Genomic DNA, 23,975 nt, shown 5'->3' on the forward strand with positions numbered 1-23,975 from the left:
GATGCCCCCGTCATTTCGGATGCCTAAGCCGCGGATTGGCCACGATGGCGGCGATATCGGCGACGATGTTGAGCGTGATGTAGACCGCGGCGAAGATCAGGCCGACCGCCTGCACCACCGGCACGTCGCGCTTGGCGACATGGTCGACCAGATACTGTCCCATGCCCGGATAGACGAAGATCACCTCCACCACCACGACGCCGACGATAAGATAGGCGAGGTTGAGCATGACGACGTTGACGACCGGCGCTATCGCGTTCGGGAAAGCATGCTTGCGGATGATGTCGAAGGCCTTCAGCCCCTTCAATTCTGCAGTCTCGATATAGGCCGACTGCATGACGTTGAGGATCGCCGCGCGCGTCATGCGCATCATATGGGCGAGCACCACCAGCGTCAGCGCGGTCGCGGGCAGCACGACGGCCTGCAACCTTTCGAGGAAGGGAGTTGAATCATCCACCGTCGAGATGCTGGGGAAGATCTGCCATTTCACGGCGAAGAAATAGATCAGCACATAGCCGATGAAGAATTCCGGGAACGAGGTCGAGGCCAGCGCCAGCCCGGAGATCAGCTTGTCGACGAAGCCGTTGCGGTAGCGCACCGCGATCAGACCGAGGACGATCGCCAGCGGCACGGCGACGATCGCGGCGCAAGCGGCCAGGAACAGTGTGTTCTTCAGCCGGGTGCCGATCGAGGTCGCGATGTCCAGTCCGCTCGACTGCGCCGTGCCGAAGTCGCCATGCAGGATGCCCCAGAGCCAGTGCACGTAGCGCAGCCACGCCGGATCGTTCAGCCCGAGCTGTTCGCGCAGGTTCGCCAGCGCCTCCGGCGTCGCCGATTGGCCGAGGATCGCCTGGGCGACGTCGCCCGGCAGAATCTGCGTGCCGGCGAAGATAAGCACCGAAACGGCCAAAAGAAGAACCAGGCCCAGCAAGACGCGCTGAGCGACCAATCTCAGGATCGGAGACGACATTGGCTACCTGCAACGGTGAAGAAGGGACGACGCCCGCCTTTCGGGCGGGTCATGAAAACAGGGAAGGGCCGGCCTGCGCCAGCCCTTCCCTGATCCTTCATCAGGCCTGTAGCCAGCACCCGATCAGGGCATGGCCGTTGCTGAGTTCCTGCGCCGGGTTGTCGACCCAGCCTTCGACGCCCTTGCCGGTCGCGTCGACGAACTGGTTGAAGAACGGCACGATCAGGCCGCCTTCGTCGCGCATGATCTCGCCCATGTCGCGGTAGATCTTCTTGCGCTTGGCTTCGTCGAGCTCGCCGCGCGCCGAAAGCACCATCTTGTCGAAGTCCGGGCGCTTCCAGCGGGTGTCGTTCCAGTCGGCGGTCGACAGATAGGCGGTCGAATACATCTGGTCCTGGGTCGGACGTCCGCCCCAGTAGGAGAGCGAGAAGGGCTGCTTGTTCCAGACTTCGGTCCAGTAACCGTCGCCCGGCTCGCGCTTGATCTCGATCTTGATGCCGGCCTTGGCCGCGCTCTGCTGGTAAAGCTGGGCCGCATCGACCGCGCCCGGGAAAGCGACGTCGGAGGTGCGCAGCAGGATCGAGCCGCTATGGCCCGACTTCTTGTAAGCCGCGGCCGCCTTTTCGGGGTCGAACTTACGCTGCTCGAAATCGCCTGCGAACAGCGGGTAGGCCTTGTTGACCGGCATGTCGTTGCCAACCTCGCCGTAGCCGCGCAGGATTTTGGTCAGCATCTCCTCGCGGTCCATGGCGAGCTTCAGCGCCATCCTGAGATCGTTGTTGTCGAAGGGCGCGGTGTCGCAGAACATGTTGAAGGGATAGAACCCGCGGCCCGAAGCGGCGCGGATGGTGACACCGGGCAGCCGCTTGACCAGATCGACGATCTTCGGCTCGACGCGGTTGATCATGTTGACCTGGCCGCCCTGGAGCGCCGCCATGCGCGCCGTCGGGTCGTTGACGACAACGATCTCGACCTGGTCGGCATGGCCGTATTTGTCGGGCTGCCAGTAGTGGTCGAAGCGCTCGGCGGTGTGCTTCACGCCGGGCTGATTGCCGGTGATCTTGTAAGGGCCGGTGCCGATGCCGGCGTCCGGCTTGTCCATGCCGCCATTCGGCTGGATGATGATGTGATAATCCGCCATCAAATAGGGCATGTCGGCATTCGGGTCTTTCAGCGTGACCACGACATTGCCGCCATCGGCCTTGATGGTGTCGATGCTCTTCAGCACGCCCAGCGCGCCCGACTTGGACTTCTCGTCGCTGTGCCGCTTCAGCGTCGCCACGACGTCGTCCGGCGTCACTTCCTTGCCGTTGTGGAACTGGACGCCCTTGCGGATCTTCATCGTCCAGGTCTTGGCGTCCTTCGAGCTGCCGATCTCCTCGGCGATGAGGTATTCGACACCGCCGCCCGGCGCGAGCTCGACCAGCGTTTCGCCCCAGCATTTGCCGAAGGCGAACGGAACCTGGCTAAGGAAGGTCGCCGGATCGAGACTGTTGGTGGATTCACCGCCCTGCAGGCCGGCCTTCAACGTGCCGCCTTTGACCGGGCCGGCCGCACGAACGGCCTTGGAGAGCAGCGAGTTTGCAACGGTGGCGGCGACGCCGAGCGCCGCGGCGCGGCCGAGAAAATCGCGACGGCTAAGTTTTCCGGCCGCGACTCGCCGGCTGAGATAGTCGAGTTCGTTGGACATTACGGTTCCTCACTCTGGATATCCGACCTTAGGTCGTTTCTTGCTATTGGAGGAGATAATGACCGTAAGGGAAAGCGGCAGGCAAGACCGAATGCGACATGCCGTGGCGTAAATCGCACGTCGCATTTGGCCCAATCTGCCCTGGCTCAAACCAAGGCGCGGGGAATCGCCTGCTCGAAGTCGCGCTCGAAGACCAGTTTTTCACCCTCATAGGCTTCGATTCTGGCGCTGACGATGAAGTTGACGGCGTCCGATCGCATCTCGGCAAAAGTTTCGGTCCGCACCGACCATTCATTGCGCGACAATGTCTGCGTCCAATGCGTGGCTCCGGTGGCCGACAGCGGGTCGTGGGGATGGATCGTCCATGTCTCGCGCACGATGCTGCCATTGGCCAGCCCATGGTCGAGGTCGCGCACCTCGCCGAAATCGTCGGTTATGGAAAGCGTGACAAGACCGGTCTTCTCGTCGCGGTCGACATGGCGTTCGGAATTCGCCGGCCGGATCGTCTCGGTCGCCCAGGGTGTCGCGCCTTCCGGCTCTGGAAACGAAACCTCATTGCCTTTCGCCAGCGGGCGCAACGGCAGCTTCAGCGTCGCCGTCGCGAGATCAAGCTGCACCGGCTCCGGCGAGGGCCAGATCATCGGCCAGTAGGCGGTCGAAACGGCGACGCGCAATTTGTGGCCGGCCGGCACCCGGTAGGCGCATTGGTCGAGCACGACGCGCGCCGAAACCGTCTCGCCGGGAATTAGCGCTTGCGGAAATTCATGCGAGTTTCGGTGCGTGAGATTGAGCACGCCGTAGGAGATCAGCTCCGAGGCCCCATCGGGATGCACGTCGCAGAGGCGAACCGCGATGTTGGCCTGGGGTCGATCGGAAGCAACCCGGACCTCGAGCTCCGGCGCCCCGACGATGTCGATCGCCTCGCCGAGCTCAGGCTGGTCGAAACAAACCGAAAGCGCGTCGTCGGGACGCTGGTCGCCCGGCAATTCCGGTCCGAAGGTGAAGGGAAAATACTCGCCGCCGGCAAGCCCGCAGGTCTGCGGCGACGCGACGATCGAAGGTCTTGCTCCCGCGGAAATGAGCTCGATCGCGCCAACCTTGATGTTTGATGACGGCCATTCCTGTTCCGCCACCCAGCGGCCCGGCCGCTCGGGATGCCAGCGCGCCGGCCGCACACTGTCCATGACATAGGCGCGATAGTCCGGATCGGCCTCGACGCCGGTTGCAGCACCCTTCAGCCAGCGGTCCCACCAGCGCAGCGCCTCCTGCAGGAAGCCGATGGCCGGATTGGGCCCGGCGTAATGCGGGTATTTGTGGATCCAGGGGCCGACGATGCCTTTGACCGGCGATTGGATGCCGCAGACGAGATTGGAGATGGTGTTGCGGTAGCCGTCATGCCAGCCGCCGATCGACAGCACGGCCGCTTTCACCGCCGAAAAATCCTCGCAGATCGAGCCGCGCTTCCAATAAGCGTCGCGATGCTGGTGGCTGAGCCAGAGCGGCAGGAGAAAAGACTGGTTCTCCAGCCGGCTGAGCCACAGGTCGCGCCAGCGATTGCCGCCGGCGATCGCCGGGTCCGGCGGCCGCGACGAATAGGACAGCATCGTCGAGGCCCAGCCGAAATTTTCCAAGAGCAGGCAGCCGCCCTTGTAATGGATGTCGTCGGCATAGCGGTCGACGGTCGAGCACAGGCTGATCACCGCCTTCAGCGCCGGCGGCTGTTTCGCCGCCACCTGCAGGCAGTTGAAGCCGCCCCAGGAAATGCCCATCATGCCGACATTGCCGTTGCACCAGGGCTGCGCCGCCGCCCAGGCGATGACGTCGCAGGCATCCTGCAATTCCTGCTCGGAATATTCGTCGTCCATCAGCCCTTCGGAATCGCCATTGCCGCGCATGTCGACGCGGATCGAGGCGTAGCCGTGGCCGGCGAAATAGGGATGGGTGAGCTGGTCGCGAAAAATGGTGCCGTCGCGCTTGCGGTAGGGCAGGTGCTCGAGGATCGCCGGCACCGGATTGTCCGTCGCGTCCTCAGGTATCCAGACGCGCGCCGACAGCCGGCAGCCGTCCGGCATGACGATGCCCATATCGGGAAATTCGACGACTTTTCGGGGGAATTCGGTGACGGTTTTCATGGGGCGCATAACGCCCCGCTGTGCTGCGACTTTCAATCGCCATTCGCGACTGGAGCAGCGAAATATGCGACCTGGGTCGTTAGCGAACGCACCCTCCGATCATCCAGCTCATTCTTGTATCTCTCGATTAATTTGTGTATTACGTTTATTCACGTGGCCTGACGCAGACACACTGGATGATCTCGCCTGAAAATCGTTTGGGATGAGCCAAAACGGGTGACGAACCTCGCAAACCGGGGTCTCGACTTCTCCGATCTCGATATCGAGTTTTTTGCCACGTCAATCGTCCTCCCGGCCAAGGCCGGTCGGCTGAAGGCGATTGGAGAATTTGGAGAGATCATTCTCGCCGTGATCTTCAAGCCGCTTGGTTCCGAAGCGATCTCGGTGATCTCGATGCGTCATGCCAGCCGAAAGGAAAGGTCCGTGTATGAGCAACACTAAGTCACACATTCGGCGGCTTACCGATGCCGAGGAAGCCGAAATTCAAAGACAGATTGCTGCTGATCCCGAGGACGGGGAGGCGACCGACGAACAGCTGACACAAGCCAAGCCTTTCGCGGAAGTGCTCCCGGAGCTTTTCGAGAGCATAAGGCGTTCCCGTGGCCGACCGACCCTGGAGAAACCAAAGCAAGTCGTCTCCATCCGCCTGGACCAGGATGTCGTCAGAAAATTCAAGGCGACCGGCAAGGGCTGGCAGGCAAGGATAAATGAAGTGCTGAAAAACGCGAAGGTAAGGTAGGCTATACGCGTCAGTTCAGCGGAATGTCGTTCTCGGCCTTGCTGGCCTGATAGGCGCCTGACAGCTCGTCATAAGTCGTCGAAATCCTGCCGATGCGCGCTTCCAGACGGTTGCGCTCGGCCTCCGGCAACGCCCGCACCAGCCGGCGGATGGAAAAACTTTTCCAATAGGCGTTCTCGGCATTGTAGCCGCCGGGGTCGAGGGTGAAGACCTCTTTCAGGATCTTGAGGTCGTGCGGGATTGCAAAACTGTCGCGTGAATCCTCATGGCTGAACAGGTAGTAGAAATTATCGAAGCCGGTCCAGGTGATCGCCGACAGGCAGAGCGAGCAGGGCTCGTGGGTGGCTATGAACAGCGCGTCCTTGGTGTCGACGCGCTCGGCCTTTGGCATTTCGTAGAAGCGCTTCAGGCAATGCACCTCGCCATGCCAGAGCGGGTTTTCGATCTCGTTATTGGTCTCGGCCAGCACCAGCGAGCGGTCGTCTTTCCGCAGGATCGCGGCGCCGAACAGCTTGTTGCCATGGGCGACGCCTTCGGCGGTCTTGGGCACGATGTCGTGCTCGATCACGTCGAGCAGGCGGTCGATCAGCGAAACGTCGGTCATGGGAAAGCTTTCAGGGGAGGTGGATCTCGTAAGGGTGCGAGAAATGGAATTCTTCGAGATTGGAGCCCTCGCCGCCGCGGTCGACGATGAGGAAATCCTGTTCCTCGCCGATCGGGGTGAGCACGCCGTGCCACAGGTTGCGGCGGTAATTGATGCCCTGTCCGGGGCCGGCGAGAAAGGCATGCGGCTCACCCGGCCCATCCTTGGTGTCGGGGCAGACGACGACCAGGAACGGGCGTGGCGACAGCGGGATGAAGGCTTGGCTGCCGAGCGGATGGCGCTCGACCATGGTCAGTTTCAGCGGCATCTCATAGGGCGTGCCACGCACCATCGAGATCAGCACGCGCGCGTCCGGCCCGGCGGCCTCCGCCGTGGCGAGGTCGTGATAGCGCATCGCCTTGCCGGCATTGATCGGGTAGCGGTTGTCGCCGCCCATGTCGATGACGTCGCCGAAGGGCGCGAAGTTTCCGCGGGTCAGCGGTCGGGCGACGATGCGGCTCACCGCCCTTTGCCCCCAAGATAGCCGCCCCCAAGATAGCCGCCAAGCCTGGCGTGACGGTTGACGTCCTTGTACAGCAGATAACGGAAATTACCGGGGCCGCCGGCATAGCAGGCCTGCGGGCAAAAGGCGCGCAGCCACATGAAGTCGCCGGCTTCGACCTCGACCCAGTCCTGGTTGAGGCGGTAGACCGCCTTGCCTTCGAGCACATAGAGCCCATGCTCCATGACATGCGTCTCGGCGAAGGGGATGACCGCGCCCGGCTTCAGCGTCACGATGGTGACGTGCATGTCGTGGCGCATGTCGGCCGGGTCGACGAAGCGGGTCGTTGCCCAGCGCCCCTCCGTGCCCGGCATCGGGCTCGGCGCCACCTCCTGGTCGCTGGAGAAGAAGGCTTCCGGCGCGTCGAGGCCGTCGACGGCCTCATAGGCCTTGCGGATCCAGTGGAAGCGGGCAGCAGTGCCGCTTTCGTTGCGCACCGTCCAGCCAGTGGATGGCGGCAGGAAGGCGAAACCGCCGGGGGCAAGCACGTGTCCTTTGCCGGCAAGCGATACGGTGAGTTCGCCCTCCACGACGAACAGCACGCCCTCGGCGGCGGCATCGAGTTCCGGCCGCTCGCTGCCGCCGCCGGGCAGAACCTCGACGATGTATTGCGAAAAGGTCTCGGCGAAGCCCGACAGTGGTCTTGCGATGATCCAGGCTCTCGTCTTGTCCCAGAACGGCAGCGGACTGGTGACGATGTCTTGCATTACGCCCCTGGGGATGACCGCATAGGCCTCGGTGAAGACGGCGCGGCCGGTCAAAAGCTCGTTCTGGCCGGGATGGCCGCCATGCGGGGCGTAATAGGTTCGCTCGGCAGTCTTGATCATATCCATGGGGTCCTGGCCCTCAAAACATTACAATGGAAGCATGTCTTTCAGCCGAAGCAGGGCGATGCGTTCGACCTGTCTGCAGGCGGTTTCGAACTCGGTGCCGCGGCTGTTGCCGATCCGCGCCTCGAACTCCGCCAGGATTTCGTCCTTGGTCTTGCCCTTGACCGCGATGATGAAGGGGAAGCCGAAGGTGGTGACGTAGGCGGCGTTGAGTTTCGAGAACAGCTCGCGCTCCTTGTCGGTCAGCGCATCGAGCCCGGCTGAGGCCTGCTCCTTGGCCGATTCCGTTGTCAGGCGCTTGGCCTTGGCCAGCTTGCCGGCGAGGTCCGGGTGGGCGTTCAGCACGGAAAGCCGTTCGGCTTCGCTCGCCGCGCGGAAGACGCGGCAGAGCGCGTTGTGCAGGCCGCCGGCGCTGTCATGCGCAGGGCCGAGCTCCAATTCGTAGGCGCGTTCGGCGATCCAGGGCGAATGTTCGAACACGCCGCCGAAGGCATGTACGAATTCCTCGAATCCCATCCGCGACGGACGCAGCGCCGGCGCCTCGTAGGGGTGCGTTTCGCGCCAGTGCTTGGCGATGTCGATGCGCCGCGTCAGCCATACCTTGTCGTGCGACTTCACATAGTCGACGAAGCGCTTCAATGCCGCCAGCCGCCCGGGACGGCCGACCAGCCGGCAGTGCAGGCCGATATTCATCATGCGCGGCCGGCCCGCCTTGCCCTCGGCATAGAGCGTGTCGAAACTGTCCTTCAGATAGGCGAAGAACTGGTCGCCCGAATTGAAGCCCTGCGGCGTCGCAAAACGCATGTCGTTGGCGTCGAGCGTGTAGGGGATGATGAGCTGCGGTTTCTCCAGCCCGTCGCGGTCGAACCAATAGGGCAGTTCGTCGTCATAGGTGTCGGAGACATAGTCGAAGCCGCCTTCCTCGGCGACGAGCCGCACCGTGTTGACCGAGGTCCGGCCGGTGTACCAGCCGGTCGGGCGCGCGCCGGTGACCTCGTAATGCAGCTTGATCGCCTCTTCGAGATCGCGCCGCTCGTCCTCGGCCGCATGGTCGCGATAGTCGATCCATTTCAGCCCGTGCGAAGCGATCTCCCAACCAGCCTCCTGCATGGCGACCACTTGGTCGGGCGAGCGCGCCAATGCCGTGGCGACGCCATAGCAGGTCACCGGCACCTGCGCTTCGGTGAACAGCCGATAGAGCCGCCAGAAGCCGGCCCGCGCGCCATACTCGTAGATCGATTCCATGTTCCAGTGGCGCTGGCCAACCCAGGGAGCTGCCCCAACGATCTCCGAGAGGAAGGCCTCCGAGGCCTTGTCGCCGTGAAGCACGCAGTTCTCGCCGCCTTCTTCATAGTTGACGACGAACTGCACCGCGACATGCGCACCGCCGGGCCATTTCGGGTCCGGCGGATTGGCCCCATAACCGCGCATGTCCCGGTCGTAACGCATTGCCACTCCTGCCCGATGGTCGAGATGAAGATATCGAAAGGAGTGTGCATGCATTCCCCCGAAAATTTTTGAAAGTGCTTTTTGCCGCACTCCGCTCGACCGGGGCTTATGCATCGCCTTTAATTGGCGCACAATTGACCTGAAACTGTACGGGATGGGAGGCGGCCAGTGGCAGAAACATCGAAAGCCGATGGCGGGCGCCTGACGACCCATGTGCTGGACACCGCGACCGGCCGGCCGGCAAAGGGCCTGTCGATCGGGCTTTTCCGCATCGAGGGCCAGAGCCGCAAGCATCTCAAGACCGTTGCCACCAATGACGACGGCCGCTGCGATGCGCCGCTGCTGGCCGGTGCCGATTTCCGCACCGGCGAGTATGAACTGGTCTTCGCCGCGGGTGATTATCTGCGCGGCCAGGGCACCAACCTGCCTGAGCCCGCTTTCCTGGACATCGTGCCGATCCGCTTCGGCATGGCAGAGAAGCGGCATTATCACGTCCCGCTCTTGATTTCGCCCTATGGCTACTCGACCTATCGGGGGAGCTGAGACATGGCTGAGACCCGCAATCAAATACGCTTCATCCTGAACGGCAGCGACGTGGCTCTGAAGGACGTCGCGCCCGATGCGACGCTGCTCGACTGGCTGCGACTCAACCGCTCGCTGCGCGGCACCAAGGAAGGCTGCGCCGAGGGCGACTGCGGCGCCTGCACGGTGTTGGTCGGCAAGCTCTCCGCCGAAGGTCTCGTCTACGAAAGCGTGAATGCCTGCATCCGCTTCATGGGCTCGCTCGATGGCACGCATGTCGTGACTGTGGAACACCTGCGCGGCGACGGTGAGAAACTGCATCCGGTGCAGCAGGCGATGGTCGATTTCCACGGCTCGCAATGCGGCTTCTGCACGCCGGGCTTCATCATGTCGCTCTATGGGCTCTGGATGAAGGCCCCCGATCCGTCCAACGCCGCGATCGAAAAGGCGCTGCAGGGCAATCTCTGCCGCTGCACCGGCTACGAGGCCATCATGCGCGCCGCGCACGCCATTTCGAGCTACGGCAAGGCGGCTAAGGATCCGCTGGCGGTCGAGCGCGAGGACATCACCGCGCGCCTGAAGGTGTTGCGAGACGGCGCCAGGGTCGAGATCGGGTCGGGCAAGGCGCGATTGATCGTGCCCGCCAGCGTCGACGATTTCGCCACTTTGCTCGAGAAGGAGCAGGGCGCCACCATCGTCGCCGGTTCGACCGATGTCGGCCTGTGGGTCACCAAGCACATGCGCGACATCTCGCCGGCGATCTTCATCGGCGGCCTCGAAGGCTTGCGTACGACGTCGGAGAAAGATGGCGTCATCACCATCGGTGCCGGCGTCACCTACACCGAAGCCTTCGAGATGCTGTCGAAGCGCATCCCGGCACTGGGACCGCTGGTCGACCGCATCGGCGGCGAACAGGTGCGCAACATGGGCACGATCGGCGGCAACATCGCCAACGGCTCGCCGATCGGCGACACGCCGCCGCCCTTGATCGCGCTCGGCGCGCAGCTGACGCTCCGCAAGGGCAAGGCCCGCCGCACGATACCGCTCGAAACCTTCTTCATCGCCTATGGCAAGCAGGACCGTCAGCCCGGCGAATTCGTCGAAGCAGTCCAAGTGCCCGTGCCGGCAAAGGGCACGAAGTTTGCCGTCTACAAGATCACCAAGCGCCGCGACGAGGATATCACCGCAACGCTCGGGGCTTTCTACCTGACCTTGGCCAAGGATGGCACGGTGGCCGACATCCGTATCGCCTATGGCGGCATGGCGGCGACACCGAAGCGCGCCGGCGCGGTCGAGCAGGCGCTGATCGGCAAGGCCTGGGATGAAGCGACGGTGGAGGCCGCGATGGCTGAGTACGCCAAGGATTTCACGCCGCTGACCGACATGCGGGCGACCGCCGAGTACCGGGCGCTGGCAGCGAAGAACCTTTTGCTACGGTTTTATATCGAGACGACCGGAACGAAGACGCCGTTCCAGGTGTCACGCGACGAGGCGGCCTGATGAACAAGCACGCCACTCCCAATTTGAAGGCGGAAAAGATCGTCGGCGGCGTTGCCACCGACCAGCGGCACGATTCCGCGCACAAGCATGTCAGCGGCACCGCCGTCTATATCGACGACATGCCGGAGCCTGCCGGCACGCTGCATGTCGGCCTCGGCCTCTCCAAGGTCGCGCACGGCACGTTGAAGAGCGTCGACCTGTCGGCCGTGCGGGCCGCGCCCGGCGTTGTCGATGTGCTGACCTATGCCGACGTGCCCGGCGAGAACGATGTCTCGCCGAGCAACATGCATGACGATCCGGTGCTCGCCGAAGCCAACGTGCAGTTTTACGGACAGCCGATCTTCGCAGTGGTTGCAGAGACGCGCGAGGAAGCGCGCCGCGCCGCGCGTCTCGCAAAAATCGAGTATGACGAGCTTCCGGCCGTCATCGACATCTGGAACCTCGATCCGGTCAAGGACAGGCAGGTCACCACGCCGCTCATTCTGAAGCGCGGCGATGCCGCCGCGGCGATCGCGGCGGCTCCCCGCCGCATCAAGAACCGCATGTGGCTCGGCGGCCAGGATCATTTCTATCTCGAGGGCCAGGTCTCGCTGGCGATCCCTGGCGAGGACGACGAGGTGATCGTCTATTGCTCGACGCAGGGCCCGAGTGAGACGCAGCATCTGGTCGCTCATGCGCTCGGCGTGCCGAGCCATGCTGTCACGGTCGAAGTGCGCCGCATGGGCGGCGGCTTCGGCGGCAAGGAAACCCAGGCCAACCAATGCGCGGCGATCGCAGCCATTGCCGCCAAGAAGCTCAAACGCGCGGTGAAAATCCGGCTCGACCGCGACGAGGACATGACCGCCACAGGCAAGCGGCACGACTTCGCCATCGATTACGAGGTCGGCTTCGACGACGAAGGCAACATCCTCGGCGTCGACTTCACCTACGCGTTGCGCTGCGGCTTTTCCGCCGACCTGTCCGGCCCGGTCGGCGACCGCGCCCTGTTCCACTGCGACAACGCCTATTTCTACCCGGCGGTGCACGCAAAATCGGCGCCGCTCTACACCAACACCGTCTCCAACACCGCCTTCCGCGGCTTCGGCGGCCCCCAGGGCATGGTCGGCGCCGAGCGCGTCATCGACGAGGTGGCCTTCGCCGTCGGCAAGGACCCGCTCGAAATCCGCAAGCTGAACTTTTACGATCCTATGGAGGCGATCGGCGAGCGCAGCATCACGCCCTACCACCAGAAGGTCGAGGACTGCATCATCCAGCGCATCGTGGCCGAACTGGAGGAAAGCGCGAACTATGCGCGGCGCCGCCGCGAGATCAGCGCCTTCAACAACAACAGCCGGTTCGTCAAACGCGGGCTGGCGATGACGCCGGTGAAATTCGGCATCTCATTCACCAAGACGGAGGCCAACCAGGCCGGCGCGCTGGTGCATGTCTATGCCGACGGTTCGGTCCACATGAACCATGGCGGCACCGAGATGGGCCAGGGCCTGCATCTCAAGGTGGCGCAGGTCGTGGCGGAAGAATTCCAGATCGATCTCGACCGGGTCAAGATCACCGCGACCACCACCGCCAAGGTGCCGAACACCTCGCCGACGGCCGCGTCTTCCGGCGCCGACCTCAACGGCATGGCGGCGCAGGACGCCGCCCGGCAGATCCGCAAGCGGCTGACCGACTTCGCCGCCGACAAATACCAGGTGCCCCACGACCAGGTCGTGTTCCTGCCCAACCGGGTGCGCGTCGGCAATCAGGAAGTGGCCTTCAACGATCTGGTCAAGCAGGCCTATATCAACCGCATCCAGCTCTCGGCAGCCGGTTTCTACAAGACGCCGAAGATCCATTGGGACCGCAGCAAGGGCCGCGGCCATGCCTTCTACTACTACGCCTACGGCGCGGCCTGCTCGGAGGTCTCGGTCGACACGCTCACCGGCGAGTATGTCGTCGAGCGCACCGATATCCTGCACGACGCCGGCCGCTCGCTAAACCGGGCGATCGACATCGGTCAGATCGAAGGCGGCTTCATCCAGGGCATGGGCTGGCTGACGACGGAGGAATTGTGGTGGGACGATAGCGGCCGGCTGCGCACGCACGCGCCGTCGACCTACAAGATCCCGCTCGCTTCCGACCGTCCAAAGATATTCAACGTCAAGCTGACCGACTGGTCGTCGGCCTGTGAGCCGACCATCCATCGCTCCAAGGCGGTCGGCGAGCCGCCGCTGCCGCACGGCATGTCGGTGCTGCATGCGCTGTCGGACGCGGTCGCTAGCGTCGCCGACCACAAGATCTGTCCCCGTCTCGACGCGCCGGCGACGCCGGAGCGGGTGCTGACGGCGATCGAGCGATTGAAGCGGGAAGCCGAAAAGTCGGCCTGAATCCGGCTAAAGGTGCAATTCGGGACGTAAAACGTTATATTTCCGTGATGGAAATGCGGACGATGAACTCGAACGTGCAAAGCCTGAAGACGTTTTTCGGCCAAGCTGGCCGGGTCGCTCTTGTCGAAGTGGCGGCCACCAAAGGCTCGACACCGCGCGAGGCCGGCACCTTTATGCTTGTCTCTTCATCATCGATCTTCGGTACGATCGGGGGCGGCCAGCTCGAATATGTGGCGATCGACAAGGCGCGGCAGATGCTGCGCTCCTCGCCTCGCGACAACGGGGAGGGTGAACAGGCCCGCATAGAGGTCGATGAGGTCTGCGCCACGCTCGACGTGCCGCTCGGACCGGAAATCGGCCAATGTTGCGGCGGGCGTGTCGAAGTGTCGATCCGCCTCGTCGATGGTTCGGTGGAGCAGCAACTGATCGCCAACGCAGAAGCCGAGGAAGCGCATCTTCCGCATGTCTATCTCTTCGGCGGCGGCCATGTCGGCCAGGCGCTGGCCGCGTCGCTGGCGCTGCTGCCGATCCACGTCGTCGTCGTCGAAACCCGCGCCGACGCGCTGGGAGGCATGCCGGAAACGGTGGAGACCCGGCTGACGCCTATGCCCGAAGCAGTAGTGCGCGAGGCGCCGGCTGGGTCGGCCTTCGCCATCCTGACGCATGACCATGCCTTGGATTTCCTGATCGTCGCCGAAGCATTGAAGCGCGACGATACCGCCTATGTCGGCATGATTGGCTCGAAGACAAAGAAGGCCACCTTCCGGAGCTGGTTCCTGAAGTCGGCCGAGGGCAGCGAGGCCGAATTCAATCGCCTCATCTCGCCGATCGGCGGCAATGCGGTGAAGGACAAGCGGCCGCCGGTGATCGCCGCGCTTGCCGCCGCCGAGATCATGACCGCGCTGGTGTCGCGTGCCTCGGATACGCCAAGCGCAGCCAGTGCTGAAAAGGCGATGGCCGGCTGATCCGGCCGGCCAAGCAAGAACAGTTCCCGGTTATTCCTTTTCCTGCGTGTGCGCCTCGAGGAACCACAGCAATTTGTCGAGCGAGCGAGAATAGGCGGTGAAGATATCGGCGGTGTCGGCATCGCCGGCGTCGTCCGCCTCGTCGATCGCTTCGCGGGCCAGCTTGGCCGCCGCCGCATAGCGGTCGATCAACGCCGCCAGATGATCCTTGGTCTTGTGGATGTCGGTCGGATAGGGTTTTAGCCTGGTCGTCTTCGACACTTCCTGCGAGGTGCCATGCGCGGTGCCGCCGAGCTGCACGGCGCGCTCGGCGATAATGTCGACATGGCCGTCGATCTCCTCGCGGAATTCATCGAGCATCTCATGGATGGCGATGAATTGCGGGCCTTTGACGTTCCAGTGCGCTTGCTTGGTGATCAGGGCCAGGTCGATGGCGTCGGCAAGCCTGGCGTTGAGCAGATCGATCGATTCCTTCTTGGCATCGGATTTGAGGTCGTTCTTGGTGACGATGGCGTCCATGGTTGGCTCCTGTCGCGCTGCGTCGATGGCTGGGAACTGAAGGACGGCCCGAACGACCGCCAATCGTCAAAACGGCGATGGGTCGAATTTCGTTCCGCATTGGATTGAAGCGCTGGCTCCGATCGCAGATGTGACTGGCGCTCACCGCTGCTCGCCGCTTTCTTCATTTCCCAAGACGGCCCGAAACGTGTTTGTTGCGCCCAAGCACAACGAGGCCAGGAACATGGATGTATTGAAGATCGCAGCATTTTCAGATGGCAACACCGGCGGTAATCCGGCCGGCGTGGTGATTGGCGAAGCCTTGCCCGATGCGGCCGATATGCAGCGCGTCGCGGCCGAAGTCGGCTTTTCGGAAACCGCCTTTGCCGCGCCCGAAGGCGATCAATGGCGCGTGCGCTACTTTTCGCCGGAGTCGGAAGTACCGTTCTGCGGCCACGCCACCATCGCGCTTGGCGCGGCGCTGGTCGGAAAGTTCGGTGACGGCATTTTCAGGCTGACCCTCAACCAGGCCGACATCACCGTCGAAGGTTTTCGCGATGGCGACAACTTTGCCGCCGCCCTGCGGTCGCCGCCGACGCGCAGCCGGCCGGCTTCGTCGGAACTGGCCGGCGAGGCGCTCGCCTTGTTCGGCTATGAGCCGGGCGATCTCGATCCCGCCATTCCGCCGGCGCTCATCCATGGCGGCGCCGATCATCTGGTGCTGGCGCTGAAGTCGCGCGAGGCGCTGGCCGACATGGTCTATGATCTGAAGCAAGGCCAGTCCTTCATGCGGCGCGAAGGCCTGGTCACAATCCTGCTCGCTTATGCTGAGACGCCGCGCCTCTTCCACACGCGCAATCCATTCGCTTCCGGCGGCGTCTATGAGGATCCGGCGACAGGCGCCGCGACCGCGGCCTTTGCCGGCTATCTGCGCGACCTCGGCTGGCCGCATGGCGGCTCGATCGACATCGTCCAGGGCGAGGATATGGGCATGCGCTCGCGCCTCCATGCCGATATTCCGCCGACCGCCGGCAGCTCGATCAGGGTGTCCGGAGCAGCCCGGCTGATGGACTGAGCAAACTTAGATCGGCCGCTTGAGGCCGAGATGTTCGCGCAGCGTGCGGCCTTCATAGTCCCTGCGGAACAGCCCGCGCCGCTGCAGCTCCGGCACGACCAGCGTCGCGAAGGCGTCGAGCTCGCCCGGGAACCAGGACGGCATCACGTTGAAACCGTCGGCGGCGCCGCCTTCGAAGCGGGCCTGCAACTCGTCGGCGATCTGCTCCGCCGTGCCGACGATCCGCCAATGGCCGCGCGCGCCGGCAAAATAGCGCGCGAGCTGGCGGATCGACAGGCCATCGCGACGCGCCTGCTCGATGACCAGCGCCTGCCGGCTCTTCATGCCTTCGCTTTCCGGCAGTTCGGGCAGCGGCCCATCGATCGGGTAGCGGCCGAGGTCGGAGATGCTGAGATAGCTGGAGAGCAGCGCCACGCCGACATCGTCGGGGATCAATTCCTGCAGCGCGTCGTATTTGGCCTGCGCCTCGGCTTTCGTGGCGGCCACGACCGGCGCCACGCCGGGCATGATCTTCACGTCGTCCGGCTGTCGTCCATAGGCGGCGAGCCGCCCCTTGAGGTCGTCGTAAAAGGCCTTGGCTTCCTCGAGAGTCTGCGCCGCCGAGAACACGACATCGGCGGTGCGCGCGGCAAGATCCTTGCCGTCGTCGGAGGCGCCTGCCTGCACCATCACCGGCGCGCCTTGCGGCGAGGGCGGGATGTCGAGTGGATCGCGCACCGAAAAGCTCTCGCCGTCATGGCCGGCGGCGCGCCGGTTCCACAAGCCGGTGATCACCGTGGCGAATTCCCGCGCCCGCGCATAGCGGTCGGCATGCGGCCGCAAACCCGTCGCGCCGAAATTCGCGGCCTCGATCGGACTGGCGGAGGTGACGAGGTTCCAACCGGCCCGACCGCCGCTCAGATTGTCGAGTGAGGCAAAAGTCCGCGCCAGGCCGTAGGGCTCGTTGTAGCTGGTCGATGCCGTGGACACGAGGCCGATGCGCTCGGTCTGCGCGGCCAGTGCCGAAAGCAGGCTGATCGGCTCGAAGCCGATCGAGCGCGAGGTCTGGCTGGCGATGTTGATATTGGCCTCGCGCAGGCCGGCGGCGTCCTCGCAGAACACCATGTCGAACTTCGCCGCTTCGGCCGTGCGCGCCAGCTCTATGTAGTGGTCGATGTCGATGCCGGCTCTCACATGCGCGTCCGGATGACGCCAGGCGGCGATGTGATGGCCGGTCGCCCACAAAAACAGGCCGAGCTTCATCTGACGCGCGCTCATGGCTTGCTGTCCTCACTCAACCCAAGGCGATCGCGCAGCGTCTTGCCCGGCTGTGCCTTGGCAAATCCGTGTCGCTTGAGTTCCGGCAGCAATCGCTCGACAAAAGCCTCCACGGCGGCAGCCCGAGGCTGCACAGTCAGAACGATGCCGTCGCAGCCGGATGAGAGGCATAGGTCCTCCAGACTACGGCCATCGCGTTCCGACCCCGCATCGGCCGTCGCCAGCACCTTGATCGCCACCGGGTCGCGCCCTGCTTCGTGCGCCCTGTGTATGATCTCATCGCGGGTCGCTCTCGCGCCCGACGATTCAAGCTTGTCCAGCAGCACGACATCGGCGCGGCGGCTGGCGAAATCGAGCTCGGTCCCTGCCAAGCCGGACATCACCAGCACTGGCACGTCTTGCGGCGAACGGGCGACATTGAGCGGCCCGCGCACCGAGAAGAATTCACCGGTGAAGTTCGCCGAGTGCATCTTGTCCGGATCGTGGAAGCGGCCTGATGCCTTGCCGAACAACAAGGCGTCATGTTCCCAGCCGATCCACAAGAGCCGCACAATGTTGATGAACTCCCTGGCGCGGCGGCGAAAATCATCGTCGGAGAAACCTTCCGGCCGGCTGAAATTTGCAGCTTCGCGCGGGTTCTGCGCCGTCGTGGCGTTCCAGCCGACGCGGCCATGGCTGATGATGTCGAGCGAGGCAAACCGGCGCGCCAGATTGTAGGGCTGATGTGCCAGCGTCGAGGCGCTGGCGACAAGTCCGATCTTGTCGGTCACCGTCGCCAAAGCGGCCAGCAGCGTGGTCGCTTCGAACGGGCTGCTCGATGGCGTATCGGCGGAGTCGGAAATGATGACCATGTCCACGCCCGCCGCTTCCGCCTTGCGCACGAAGCTGCTGATCTGGTCGAAGCTCAGGACGTCTTGTCCGTCGGCGGCGGCGATGTTGAGCGAAATGGCGAGATGCATGTGCGGTCCTTCGGTCGCCTTGAAAATCGGCAGCCGTTTTGGCTACCAACCTAGGCTCGCTTTCGCGCAAGGCAACGGGAGCAAATGGGCCACCGGACTGTCACTTGCCAGCCAGCCTTCCCGTGCGTCGAGATGGAGGTCTTTACGGCCCGAAGACGACTAGCCTGAACGCCCATCAAGTCGTCATTCTATGGCGGAGCAAGTGGATGACGACGTCACGGACGCTTCGGCCAATCGCGACACAACGCTACCAGCCCTTACTTTCCGGCCAAGAGGTCCTTGATCAGCCGCTGGCAGCGCTCGGCCATGAAGTCGAGCAGCAGCCGCACCTTCGGATCCTGCAGCTTCTTGTGCGGATAGACGGCGGCGAATTGCACCGGCGTCGGCGGCGCCTGAGGCAGGATCACCTTCAGCCGCCGGTCGCGGATGAACGGCTCGACCTCGAAACGCGGCTTGTTGATGATGCCGCGGCCCGACAAGGCCCAGCCGGTCAGAACGTCGCCGTCGTCGGTGTCGTAGGGGCCGTGCACCTCGAATTTCTGCGGTCCGCTCGGCGTTTGCAGCGTCCAGACATATTCGCGCGCGCCGGCATAACGCAACATCAGGCAGTCGTGCTTCCTGCCGATCAGTTCCTGCGCCTCGGCCGGCTCGCCGCGGGCTTCCAGATATTTCGGGGCGGCCACCAGCACGCGCTCGCATTCCATGATGCCGCGCATCCTGAGGCTCGAATCCTCGATGATGCCGAGCCGGAAGGCGACGTCGATGCCTTCCTTCATGATATCGACATTGTGGTCGGAAAGCCTGAGCCGCACCTCGATATCGGGATATTTGTCGTGGAAATCCGGAATGCCGGAAGCGATCAGCCGCCGGCCGAGGCCGAGCGGCGCCGTGACCCTGATGGTGCCGCGCGGCTGGCCGGAAAGTGCCGCGACCGCGGCTTCCGCCTCGGTGATCGCGTCCAGCACCTGCTTGGCGCCGGTGTAGAACACCGTGCCGTGCTCGGTCGGCATCAACTGCCTTGTGGTGCGGTTGAACAGCCTGACCCCGAGATGCTTTTCCAGTTCCTTGATGCGGTTGGAGGCGACCGCCGGCGAAATGCGCATGTCGCGCCCCGCCGCCGACAGATTGCCGAGTTCGACGACGCGGACGAAGACGGCAATGTTGTCGAGATAGGCCATGCGGCGGCTTCCGTGGCTCTAAAAAGGCTGGGAGAAGCAAGCCTAGTATTTTTTATTTTTTTTTGAAAGTCATCGCGCACCTCGCCTCTTTTCGTTTGCGCTCCAGCCCGTAAAGTCCCTCTCATCGGCAAGGACGAGTTCCCAGGGGCCACTCGATGACGGATTTCGCGATTTTCTGGGACTGGCTGAGTTTTGCGGTCCGCTGGCTGCATGTCATTACCGGCATCGCCTGGATCGGCTCGTCCTTCTATTTCGTCGCGCTCGATCTTGGCCTGCGCCAGCGGCCGGGCATGCCTGCCGGCGCCTTCGGCGAGGAATGGCAAGTGCATGGCGGCGGCTTCTATCACATCCAGAAATACCTGGTCGCGCCGGCCGAGATGCCGGAGCACCTCACCTGGTTCAAATGGGAATCCTACGCCACCTGGCTGTCGGGCTTCGCCATGCTCTGCGTGGTCTACTATGCCGGCGCCGATCTCTTCCTGATCGACCCCAATGTGCTCAACATCTCGGTGCCGGTCGGCATTCTTCTGTCGCTGGCCACCATCAGCGTCGGCTGGATCGTCTACGACCTGCTCTGCCGCTCGCCGTTGGGTAAAAGCGATACCGGGCTGATGCTGGTGCTCTATTGCGTGCTGGTCTTCATCGCCTGGGGGCTGACACACCTCTTCACCGGCCGCGCCGCCTTCCTGCATCTCGGCGCCATCACCGCCACGATCATGTCGGCCAATGTCTTCATGGTCATCATCCCCAACCAGAAGATCGTCGTCGCCGACCTGATCGCCGGCCGCAAGCCCGACCCGAAATACGGCAAGATCGCCAAGCAGCGCTCGCTGCACAACAACTACCTGACCTTGCCGGTCCTGTTCCTGATGCTGTCGAACCACTATCCGCTGGCTTTCGGCACCCAGTTCAACTGGGTCATCGCCTCGCTGGTCTTCATCATCGGCGTGCTGATCCGGCACTATTTCAACACGATGCATGCGCGAAAGGGCAACCCGACCTGGACCTGGCTGGGCGCCGCCGTGCTGTTCATGATCATCATCTGGCTGTCGACCGTGCCGAAAGTGCTGACCGGCGAGCCGAAGGCTTCCGCCGCGTCGGCGGCCGCCCAGGTCTACATCGCTTCGGCCCACTTCCCTGCGGTGCGCGACACGGTGCTTGGCCGCTGCTCCATGTGCCACACACAAGAGCCGGTCTATGAAGGCATCTACCATGCGCCGAAGGGCGTGCTGCTCGACACCGACGAGCGCATCGCCGAGCATGCGCGCGAGATCTATATCCAGGCCGGCCGGGCGCATGCCATGCCGCCCGCCAACGTCAGCCACATAACCGACCAGGAACGGGCCCTTCTGGTCGCCTGGTTCGAAGGCGCCGGAAAGTGAGCATGACATCGAAACTTCTGCGCGGCCGCACGCTGTCTTTCCGGCGCTGGCCCGAAGCGATAGACGACCATTCCGCCTGGCTCTACGAGGAGGATGGCGGTCTGCTGATCGACAATGGCAGGATCGTCGCCGCCGGCTCCTATGCGGAGGTCCTGAAGAAGGCGGGCGCCGGTGCCGAGACGATCGACCATCGTCCGCATCTGATCCTGCCGGGCTTCCTCGACGCCCATGTGCATGTGCCGCAGATGCAGATCATCGCGTCTTACGGCGCCGAGCTGCTCGACTGGCTGAACAAATACACCTTTCCGGAAGAATCGAAATTCCAGAACGCGCAGCATGGACGCCGCATCGCACGGCTGTTCCTCGACGAGATGTTGCGGCATGGCACGACGACGGTCGCTGCCTATTGCTCGGTCCACAAATCTTCCGCCGAAGCCTTCTTCGCCGAGTCGCATGAACGCAACATGCTCAACATCGCCGGCAAGGTGATGATGGACCGCAACGCGCCGGACGGCGTGCTCGACACGCCCCAGACCGGCTATGACGATACCAAGGCGCTCATCGCCGAATGGCACGGCAAGGGCCGCCAGCTCTGTGCCATCACGCCGCGCTTCGCCATCACGTCAACGCCCGAGCAGCTGGAGATGGCCGGCGCGCTGTGCCGCGAATATCCCCATCTCCACATGCAGACGCATCTGTCGGAAAACCACGCCGAGATCGCCTTCACCCAGGAGCTCTATCCCTGGTCGCGCGACTACACTGACGTCTATGAACATTATGGCCTGCTCGGTAAGAAGAGCCTGTTCGGCCACTGCATCCACCTGTCGGAACGCGAGGCGGATGCGCTGTCGCGATCGGGCTCGGTCGCGGTGTTCTGCCCGACCTCCAATCTTTTCCTCGGTTCCGGCCTGTTCGACTATCAGCGTTATCGCCGGCGCGAGGCACCGCTCAGGATCGCGGCCGCCACCGATGTCGGCGGCGGCACCAACTATTCGATGCTGCGCACCATGGACGAGGGCTACAAGGTCATCGCGCTGAACGGTGAGAAGCTCAACCCTTTCCAGTCCTTCTGGCAGCTGACGCGCGGCAATGCCGAGGCGTTGTCGGTGGCCGACAAGGTCGGCACGCTGGACGAAGGCACCGATGCCGATATCGTCGTGCTCGACGCCCGCGCCACGCCGGGCATGCGGCTCAGGATGGAGACGGTGGAAACGCTGGCGGAAGAACTCTTCCTGCTGCAGACGCTGGGCGACGACCGCGCCGTGCGCGAGGTCTATGTGGCGGGGCGGCCGGCGAAGAGCGCCATTGCGGCGTGAGCTTCGATGCGCTCTTGGCTTGACCCGGCGTCAGTCATCGGCCAAAGCCTGCCTCGACGCTGACAGGGGAACGCCATGGCCACCGCCGACGACATCGCTCTGATCAAGAAACAGGAAGCCACGCTGGTCTTCCTGGCCTTCGACGAGGCCGTCGCTTTCAAGATCGGCTCTGCCATCAGGGACCGGGCGCTGAAGGAAAACCTGCCTGTTATCGTCGACATCAGGACCTTCGACCGGCCGCTCTTCTACGCCGCGATGCCGGGCTCGAATGCTTCCAATCCCGACTGGGCGCGGCGCAAGATCAACGTCGTGAAGCGCTATCTGAGAAGCACCTATCGCCTGGTGCTGGAGCAGCAGAGACCGGACCGCACTTTCAAGGTCGGTGAGGGTCTGGACATCGCCGACTACGTGCTGGCCGGCGGCGGCTTCCCGGTCACCGTCAAGGGCGCCGGCGTTATCGGGGTCATCGCCGTCTCGGGCCTGCCCGAGCGCGAGGACCATGGCGTAGTCGTCGACGCGCTTTGCGCCCATCTTGGCATCGATGCGAGCGGGCTCGCGCTGCCGCCGGAAGAAAAATGACCGACCCGAAAAGCTTCCTGACCTCGATCTTCAACGCCGCCGTCGCCGCCGCCGACCCGGAAAAGACGATCCGCAGTCATTTGCCGGCGAAGCCGAAGGGCCGCACCATCGTCATCGGCGCGGGTAAAGGCTCGGCGCAGATGGCGGCAGCCTTCGAGAAGATTTGGGACGGCCCCATCGACGGCCTTGTCGTCACCCGCTACGGTTACGGTGCCAGATGCGAGCGTATCGAAATCATCGAGGCGGCGCATCCGGTGCCGGATGCCGCCGGCCTGGAAGCCTCGCGCCGGCTGCTTGAGAAGGTACAGGGCTTAACCGCTGACGATCTGGTGGTAGCGCTGATCTCCGGCGGCGGCTCGGCCCTGCTGCCGTCGCCCGCTGCCGGATTGACGCTCGCCGACGAGATCGCCGTCAACGAGGCGCTGCTTGCCTCCGGCGCGCCGATCGCGGCGATGAACACCATCCGCAAACATGTCTCGACCGTCAAGGGCGGACGCCTGGCCGCGGCCGCTCATCCGGCCAGGGTGGTGTCGCTGGTCGTCTCCGACATCCCCGGCGACAACCCCGCGCTGGTTGCCTCGGGACCGACCATTCCCGATACAGGCAGCCGCGAGGATGCGCTGGCGTCGATCGCCGCCTATGGCATGAAGCTGCCGGCTTCGGTGATGGCGCATATCCAGTCGCCAGCGGCGGCCGCACCGCGTCCCGACGATCCGCGCTTCGCCGGCAACGAGGTGCACCTGACCGCCTCGGCCGGCGTGTCGCTGGAAGCGGCGGCCGCCGAAGCGAAGCGGCAAGGCATCGAGGCCGTCATCCTCTCGGATTCGATCGAAGGCGAGGCGCGTGAGGTCGGCGGCGTGCATGCCGCGATCGCGCGCGAGGTGGCGACCCGCAATCGCCTCTTCGCCAAGCCGGTGCTGATCCTGTCAGGTGGCGAGACGACGGTGACGCTGCGCGCCAAGGGCAAAGGCGGCCGCAACTCCGAATTCCTGCTCGCCTTTGCCATCGGCATCGATGGCGTGAACGGCATACATGCGTTGGCCGCCGACACCGACGGCATCGACGGCTCCGAGAACAATGCCGGCGCCTTCGCCGACGGCTCGACGGTCTCGCGCATGCGTGCGGCCGGCGCCGACGCCAAGGCGATGCTCGCCGGCAACAACGCCTGGACGGCTTTCAATGCGGTCGGGGATTTGTTTGTCCCGGGTCCGACTGGGACGAACGTGAATGATCTGAGGGCGATACTCGTCCGTTAGAGCGTTTCACCGTTTCACGGAAACGGCGAACCGCTCTATCCCTTTGTTTTGACGCAATTCCGAACGGAAAACCGCTCACACTTTTCCTGGAATTGCTCTAGACGACGACCGCCGTGTCATCTTTGCGAGCGCAGGCGCTGCCCCTCATCCGCCCTTTGGGCACCTTCTCC

Annotated in this window: 22 protein-coding genes; 11 read left to right on the forward strand and 11 right to left on the reverse strand. The window is 63.8% G+C overall.

Features of this window, described 5'->3' with window-relative positions; translation table 11 throughout:
- Positions 1-10: 10 nt before the first annotated feature.
- From FJ957_RS13320 to FJ957_RS13330, 3 genes are all read right to left on the reverse strand, one after another.
- Positions 11-970, reverse strand: a complete 960-nt coding sequence (locus tag FJ957_RS13320; RefSeq protein ID WP_140832007.1) for an ABC transporter permease — start codon at positions 968-970, stop codon at positions 11-13.
- A gap of 100 nt (positions 971-1,070) precedes the next feature.
- Entirely contained in the window at positions 1,071-2,660 is a 1,590-nt protein-coding gene (locus FJ957_RS13325) for an ABC transporter substrate-binding protein (RefSeq protein ID WP_140832009.1), read from the reverse strand.
- Between the two features lie 146 nt (positions 2,661-2,806).
- Positions 2,807-4,792, reverse strand: a complete 1,986-nt coding sequence (locus FJ957_RS13330; RefSeq protein ID WP_140832011.1) for a CocE/NonD family hydrolase — start codon at positions 4,790-4,792, stop codon at positions 2,807-2,809.
- A 186-nt stretch (positions 4,793-4,978) separates the two neighbouring features.
- Between FJ957_RS13330 and FJ957_RS13335 the strand changes: the two genes are divergently transcribed.
- Positions 4,979-5,233, forward strand: coding sequence for a BrnT family toxin (locus tag FJ957_RS13335; RefSeq protein ID WP_140784933.1), 255 nt, complete (start codon positions 4,979-4,981; stop codon positions 5,231-5,233).
- A complete protein-coding gene (locus FJ957_RS13340; RefSeq protein WP_140647137.1) occupies positions 5,220-5,531 on the forward strand; it encodes a BrnA antitoxin family protein in 312 nt (103 codons plus the stop codon). Before FJ957_RS13335 ends, FJ957_RS13340 begins: the two co-directional genes overlap by 14 nt.
- A gap of 10 nt (positions 5,532-5,541) precedes the next feature.
- Here the strand turns inward: FJ957_RS13340 and FJ957_RS13345 are convergent, their stop codons facing one another.
- Genes FJ957_RS13345 through puuE form a run of 4 tightly spaced genes read right to left on the reverse strand, consistent with a single transcriptional unit; the run spans position 5,542 to position 8,955 of the window.
- Positions 5,542-6,135 carry a nucleoside deaminase gene (locus tag FJ957_RS13345; protein WP_140832012.1) on the reverse strand — a complete coding sequence of 198 codons (594 nt, stop codon included), beginning with the start codon at positions 6,133-6,135 and terminating at the stop codon, positions 5,542-5,544.
- Between the two features lie 10 nt (positions 6,136-6,145).
- Positions 6,146-6,637, reverse strand: a complete 492-nt coding sequence (locus FJ957_RS13350; protein ID WP_140832014.1) for an ureidoglycolate lyase — start codon at positions 6,635-6,637, stop codon at positions 6,146-6,148.
- Positions 6,634-7,509 carry a bifunctional allantoicase/(S)-ureidoglycine aminohydrolase gene (locus tag FJ957_RS13355; RefSeq protein ID WP_140832016.1) on the reverse strand — a complete coding sequence of 292 codons (876 nt, stop codon included), beginning with the start codon at positions 7,507-7,509 and terminating at the stop codon, positions 6,634-6,636. The genes FJ957_RS13350 and FJ957_RS13355 overlap by 4 nt, the downstream gene beginning before the upstream one ends.
- A 21-nt stretch (positions 7,510-7,530) precedes the next feature.
- Complete coding sequence (gene puuE / locus FJ957_RS13360) at positions 7,531-8,955, reverse strand: allantoinase PuuE (RefSeq protein WP_140832018.1); 1,425 nt, start codon at positions 8,953-8,955, stop codon at positions 7,531-7,533.
- A gap of 168 nt (positions 8,956-9,123) precedes the next feature.
- On the opposite strand from puuE, the gene uraH reads away from it, so the two are divergent.
- The 4 genes from uraH to xdhC all read left to right on the forward strand — a co-directional run bounded on the left by uraH (position 9,124) and on the right by xdhC (position 14,305).
- A complete protein-coding gene (gene uraH, locus FJ957_RS13365) occupies positions 9,124-9,498 on the forward strand; it encodes a hydroxyisourate hydrolase (protein WP_140832020.1) in 375 nt (124 codons plus the stop codon).
- Between the two features lie 3 nt (positions 9,499-9,501).
- Positions 9,502-10,977: a xanthine dehydrogenase small subunit gene (gene xdhA / locus FJ957_RS13370; RefSeq protein WP_140832022.1), complete on the forward strand. Its 1,476-nt coding sequence runs from the start codon at positions 9,502-9,504 to the stop codon at positions 10,975-10,977.
- The gene (gene xdhB, locus FJ957_RS13375; protein ID WP_140832024.1) at positions 10,977-13,340 is read left to right on the forward strand and encodes a xanthine dehydrogenase molybdopterin binding subunit; all 2,364 of its coding nucleotides are present in this window, start codon (positions 10,977-10,979) and stop codon (positions 13,338-13,340) included. Before xdhA ends, xdhB begins: the two co-directional genes overlap by 1 nt.
- Before the next feature lie 62 nt (positions 13,341-13,402).
- Positions 13,403-14,305 carry a xanthine dehydrogenase accessory protein XdhC gene (gene xdhC / locus FJ957_RS13380; protein WP_140832026.1) on the forward strand — a complete coding sequence of 301 codons (903 nt, stop codon included), beginning with the start codon at positions 13,403-13,405 and terminating at the stop codon, positions 14,303-14,305.
- Positions 14,306-14,335: 30 nt separating this feature from the next.
- On the opposite strand, the gene dps is transcribed toward xdhC, so the two are convergent.
- Entirely contained in the window at positions 14,336-14,824 is a 489-nt protein-coding gene (gene dps, locus FJ957_RS13385) for a DNA starvation/stationary phase protection protein Dps (RefSeq protein ID WP_140832028.1), read from the reverse strand.
- Between the two features lie 223 nt (positions 14,825-15,047).
- On the opposite strand from dps, the gene FJ957_RS13390 reads away from it, so the two are divergent.
- On the forward strand, positions 15,048-15,878 hold the full coding sequence (locus FJ957_RS13390) for a PhzF family phenazine biosynthesis protein (RefSeq protein WP_140832030.1): 831 nt from the start codon (positions 15,048-15,050) through the stop codon (positions 15,876-15,878).
- 6 nt (positions 15,879-15,884) lie between these two features.
- Here the strand turns inward: FJ957_RS13390 and FJ957_RS13395 are convergent, their stop codons facing one another.
- The 3 genes from FJ957_RS13395 to FJ957_RS13405 form a co-directional block, all read right to left on the reverse strand.
- On the reverse strand, positions 15,885-17,135 hold the full coding sequence (locus FJ957_RS13395; RefSeq protein ID WP_140832032.1) for an LLM class flavin-dependent oxidoreductase: 1,251 nt from the start codon (positions 17,133-17,135) through the stop codon (positions 15,885-15,887).
- The gene (locus tag FJ957_RS13400; protein ID WP_140832034.1) at positions 17,132-18,094 is read right to left on the reverse strand and encodes an LLM class flavin-dependent oxidoreductase; all 963 of its coding nucleotides are present in this window, start codon (positions 18,092-18,094) and stop codon (positions 17,132-17,134) included. Before FJ957_RS13400 ends, FJ957_RS13395 begins: the two co-directional genes overlap by 4 nt.
- Before the next feature lie 257 nt (positions 18,095-18,351).
- Positions 18,352-19,272, reverse strand: a complete 921-nt coding sequence (locus FJ957_RS13405) for a LysR family transcriptional regulator (protein WP_140832036.1) — start codon at positions 19,270-19,272, stop codon at positions 18,352-18,354.
- A 155-nt stretch (positions 19,273-19,427) separates the two neighbouring features.
- Between FJ957_RS13405 and FJ957_RS13410 the strand changes: the two genes are divergently transcribed.
- The 4 genes from FJ957_RS13410 to FJ957_RS13425 all read left to right on the forward strand — a co-directional run bounded on the left by FJ957_RS13410 (position 19,428) and on the right by FJ957_RS13425 (position 23,805).
- Positions 19,428-20,654: a urate hydroxylase PuuD gene (locus tag FJ957_RS13410; RefSeq protein WP_140832038.1), complete on the forward strand. Its 1,227-nt coding sequence runs from the start codon at positions 19,428-19,430 to the stop codon at positions 20,652-20,654.
- 2 nt (positions 20,655-20,656) lie between these two features.
- Entirely contained in the window at positions 20,657-21,970 is a 1,314-nt protein-coding gene (gene guaD / locus FJ957_RS13415; RefSeq protein WP_140832040.1) for a guanine deaminase, read from the forward strand.
- 75 nt (positions 21,971-22,045) lie between these two features.
- Positions 22,046-22,549: a heme-degrading domain-containing protein gene (locus FJ957_RS13420; protein WP_140832042.1), complete on the forward strand. Its 504-nt coding sequence runs from the start codon at positions 22,046-22,048 to the stop codon at positions 22,547-22,549.
- Positions 22,546-23,805, forward strand: coding sequence for a glycerate kinase (locus tag FJ957_RS13425; protein WP_140832044.1), 1,260 nt, complete (start codon positions 22,546-22,548; stop codon positions 23,803-23,805). Before FJ957_RS13420 ends, FJ957_RS13425 begins: the two co-directional genes overlap by 4 nt.
- Positions 23,806-23,975: the final 170 nt, after the last annotated feature.

Origin of the sequence: Mesorhizobium sp. B2-4-6, from assembly GCF_006442775.1 — a bacterium.
Lineage (GTDB): Bacteria > Pseudomonadota > Alphaproteobacteria > Rhizobiales > Rhizobiaceae > Mesorhizobium.

Coding starts and splice junctions, on each gene's coding strand:
- FJ957_RS13320 (WP_140832007.1), bottom strand. CDS start 970: ATGTCGTCTCCGATCCTGAGATTGGTCGCTCAGCGCGTCTTGCTGGGC.
- FJ957_RS13325 (WP_140832009.1), bottom strand. CDS start 2,660: ATGTCCAACGAACTCGACTATCTCAGCCGGCGAGTCGCGGCCGGAAAA.
- FJ957_RS13330 (WP_140832011.1), bottom strand. CDS start 4,792: ATGAAAACCGTCACCGAATTCCCCCGAAAAGTCGTCGAATTTCCCGAT.
- FJ957_RS13340 (WP_140647137.1), top strand. CDS start 5,220: ATGAGCAACACTAAGTCACACATTCGGCGGCTTACCGATGCCGAGGAA.
- FJ957_RS13345 (WP_140832012.1), bottom strand. CDS start 6,135: ATGACCGACGTTTCGCTGATCGACCGCCTGCTCGACGTGATCGAGCAC.
- FJ957_RS13355 (WP_140832016.1), bottom strand. CDS start 7,509: ATGGATATGATCAAGACTGCCGAGCGAACCTATTACGCCCCGCATGGC.
- puuE (WP_140832018.1), bottom strand. CDS start 8,955: ATGCGTTACGACCGGGACATGCGCGGTTATGGGGCCAATCCGCCGGAC.
- xdhA (WP_140832022.1), top strand. CDS start 9,502: ATGGCTGAGACCCGCAATCAAATACGCTTCATCCTGAACGGCAGCGAC.
- xdhB (WP_140832024.1), top strand. CDS start 10,977: ATGAACAAGCACGCCACTCCCAATTTGAAGGCGGAAAAGATCGTCGGC.
- xdhC (WP_140832026.1), top strand. CDS start 13,403: ATGAACTCGAACGTGCAAAGCCTGAAGACGTTTTTCGGCCAAGCTGGC.
- dps (WP_140832028.1), bottom strand. CDS start 14,824: ATGGACGCCATCGTCACCAAGAACGACCTCAAATCCGATGCCAAGAAG.
- FJ957_RS13390 (WP_140832030.1), top strand. CDS start 15,048: ATGGATGTATTGAAGATCGCAGCATTTTCAGATGGCAACACCGGCGGT.
- FJ957_RS13395 (WP_140832032.1), bottom strand. CDS start 17,135: ATGAGCGCGCGTCAGATGAAGCTCGGCCTGTTTTTGTGGGCGACCGGC.
- FJ957_RS13400 (WP_140832034.1), bottom strand. CDS start 18,094: ATGCATCTCGCCATTTCGCTCAACATCGCCGCCGCCGACGGACAAGAC.
- FJ957_RS13405 (WP_140832036.1), bottom strand. CDS start 19,272: ATGGCCTATCTCGACAACATTGCCGTCTTCGTCCGCGTCGTCGAACTC.
- FJ957_RS13410 (WP_140832038.1), top strand. CDS start 19,428: ATGACGGATTTCGCGATTTTCTGGGACTGGCTGAGTTTTGCGGTCCGC.
- guaD (WP_140832040.1), top strand. CDS start 20,657: ATGACATCGAAACTTCTGCGCGGCCGCACGCTGTCTTTCCGGCGCTGG.
- FJ957_RS13420 (WP_140832042.1), top strand. CDS start 22,046: ATGGCCACCGCCGACGACATCGCTCTGATCAAGAAACAGGAAGCCACG.
- FJ957_RS13425 (WP_140832044.1), top strand. CDS start 22,546: ATGACCGACCCGAAAAGCTTCCTGACCTCGATCTTCAACGCCGCCGTC.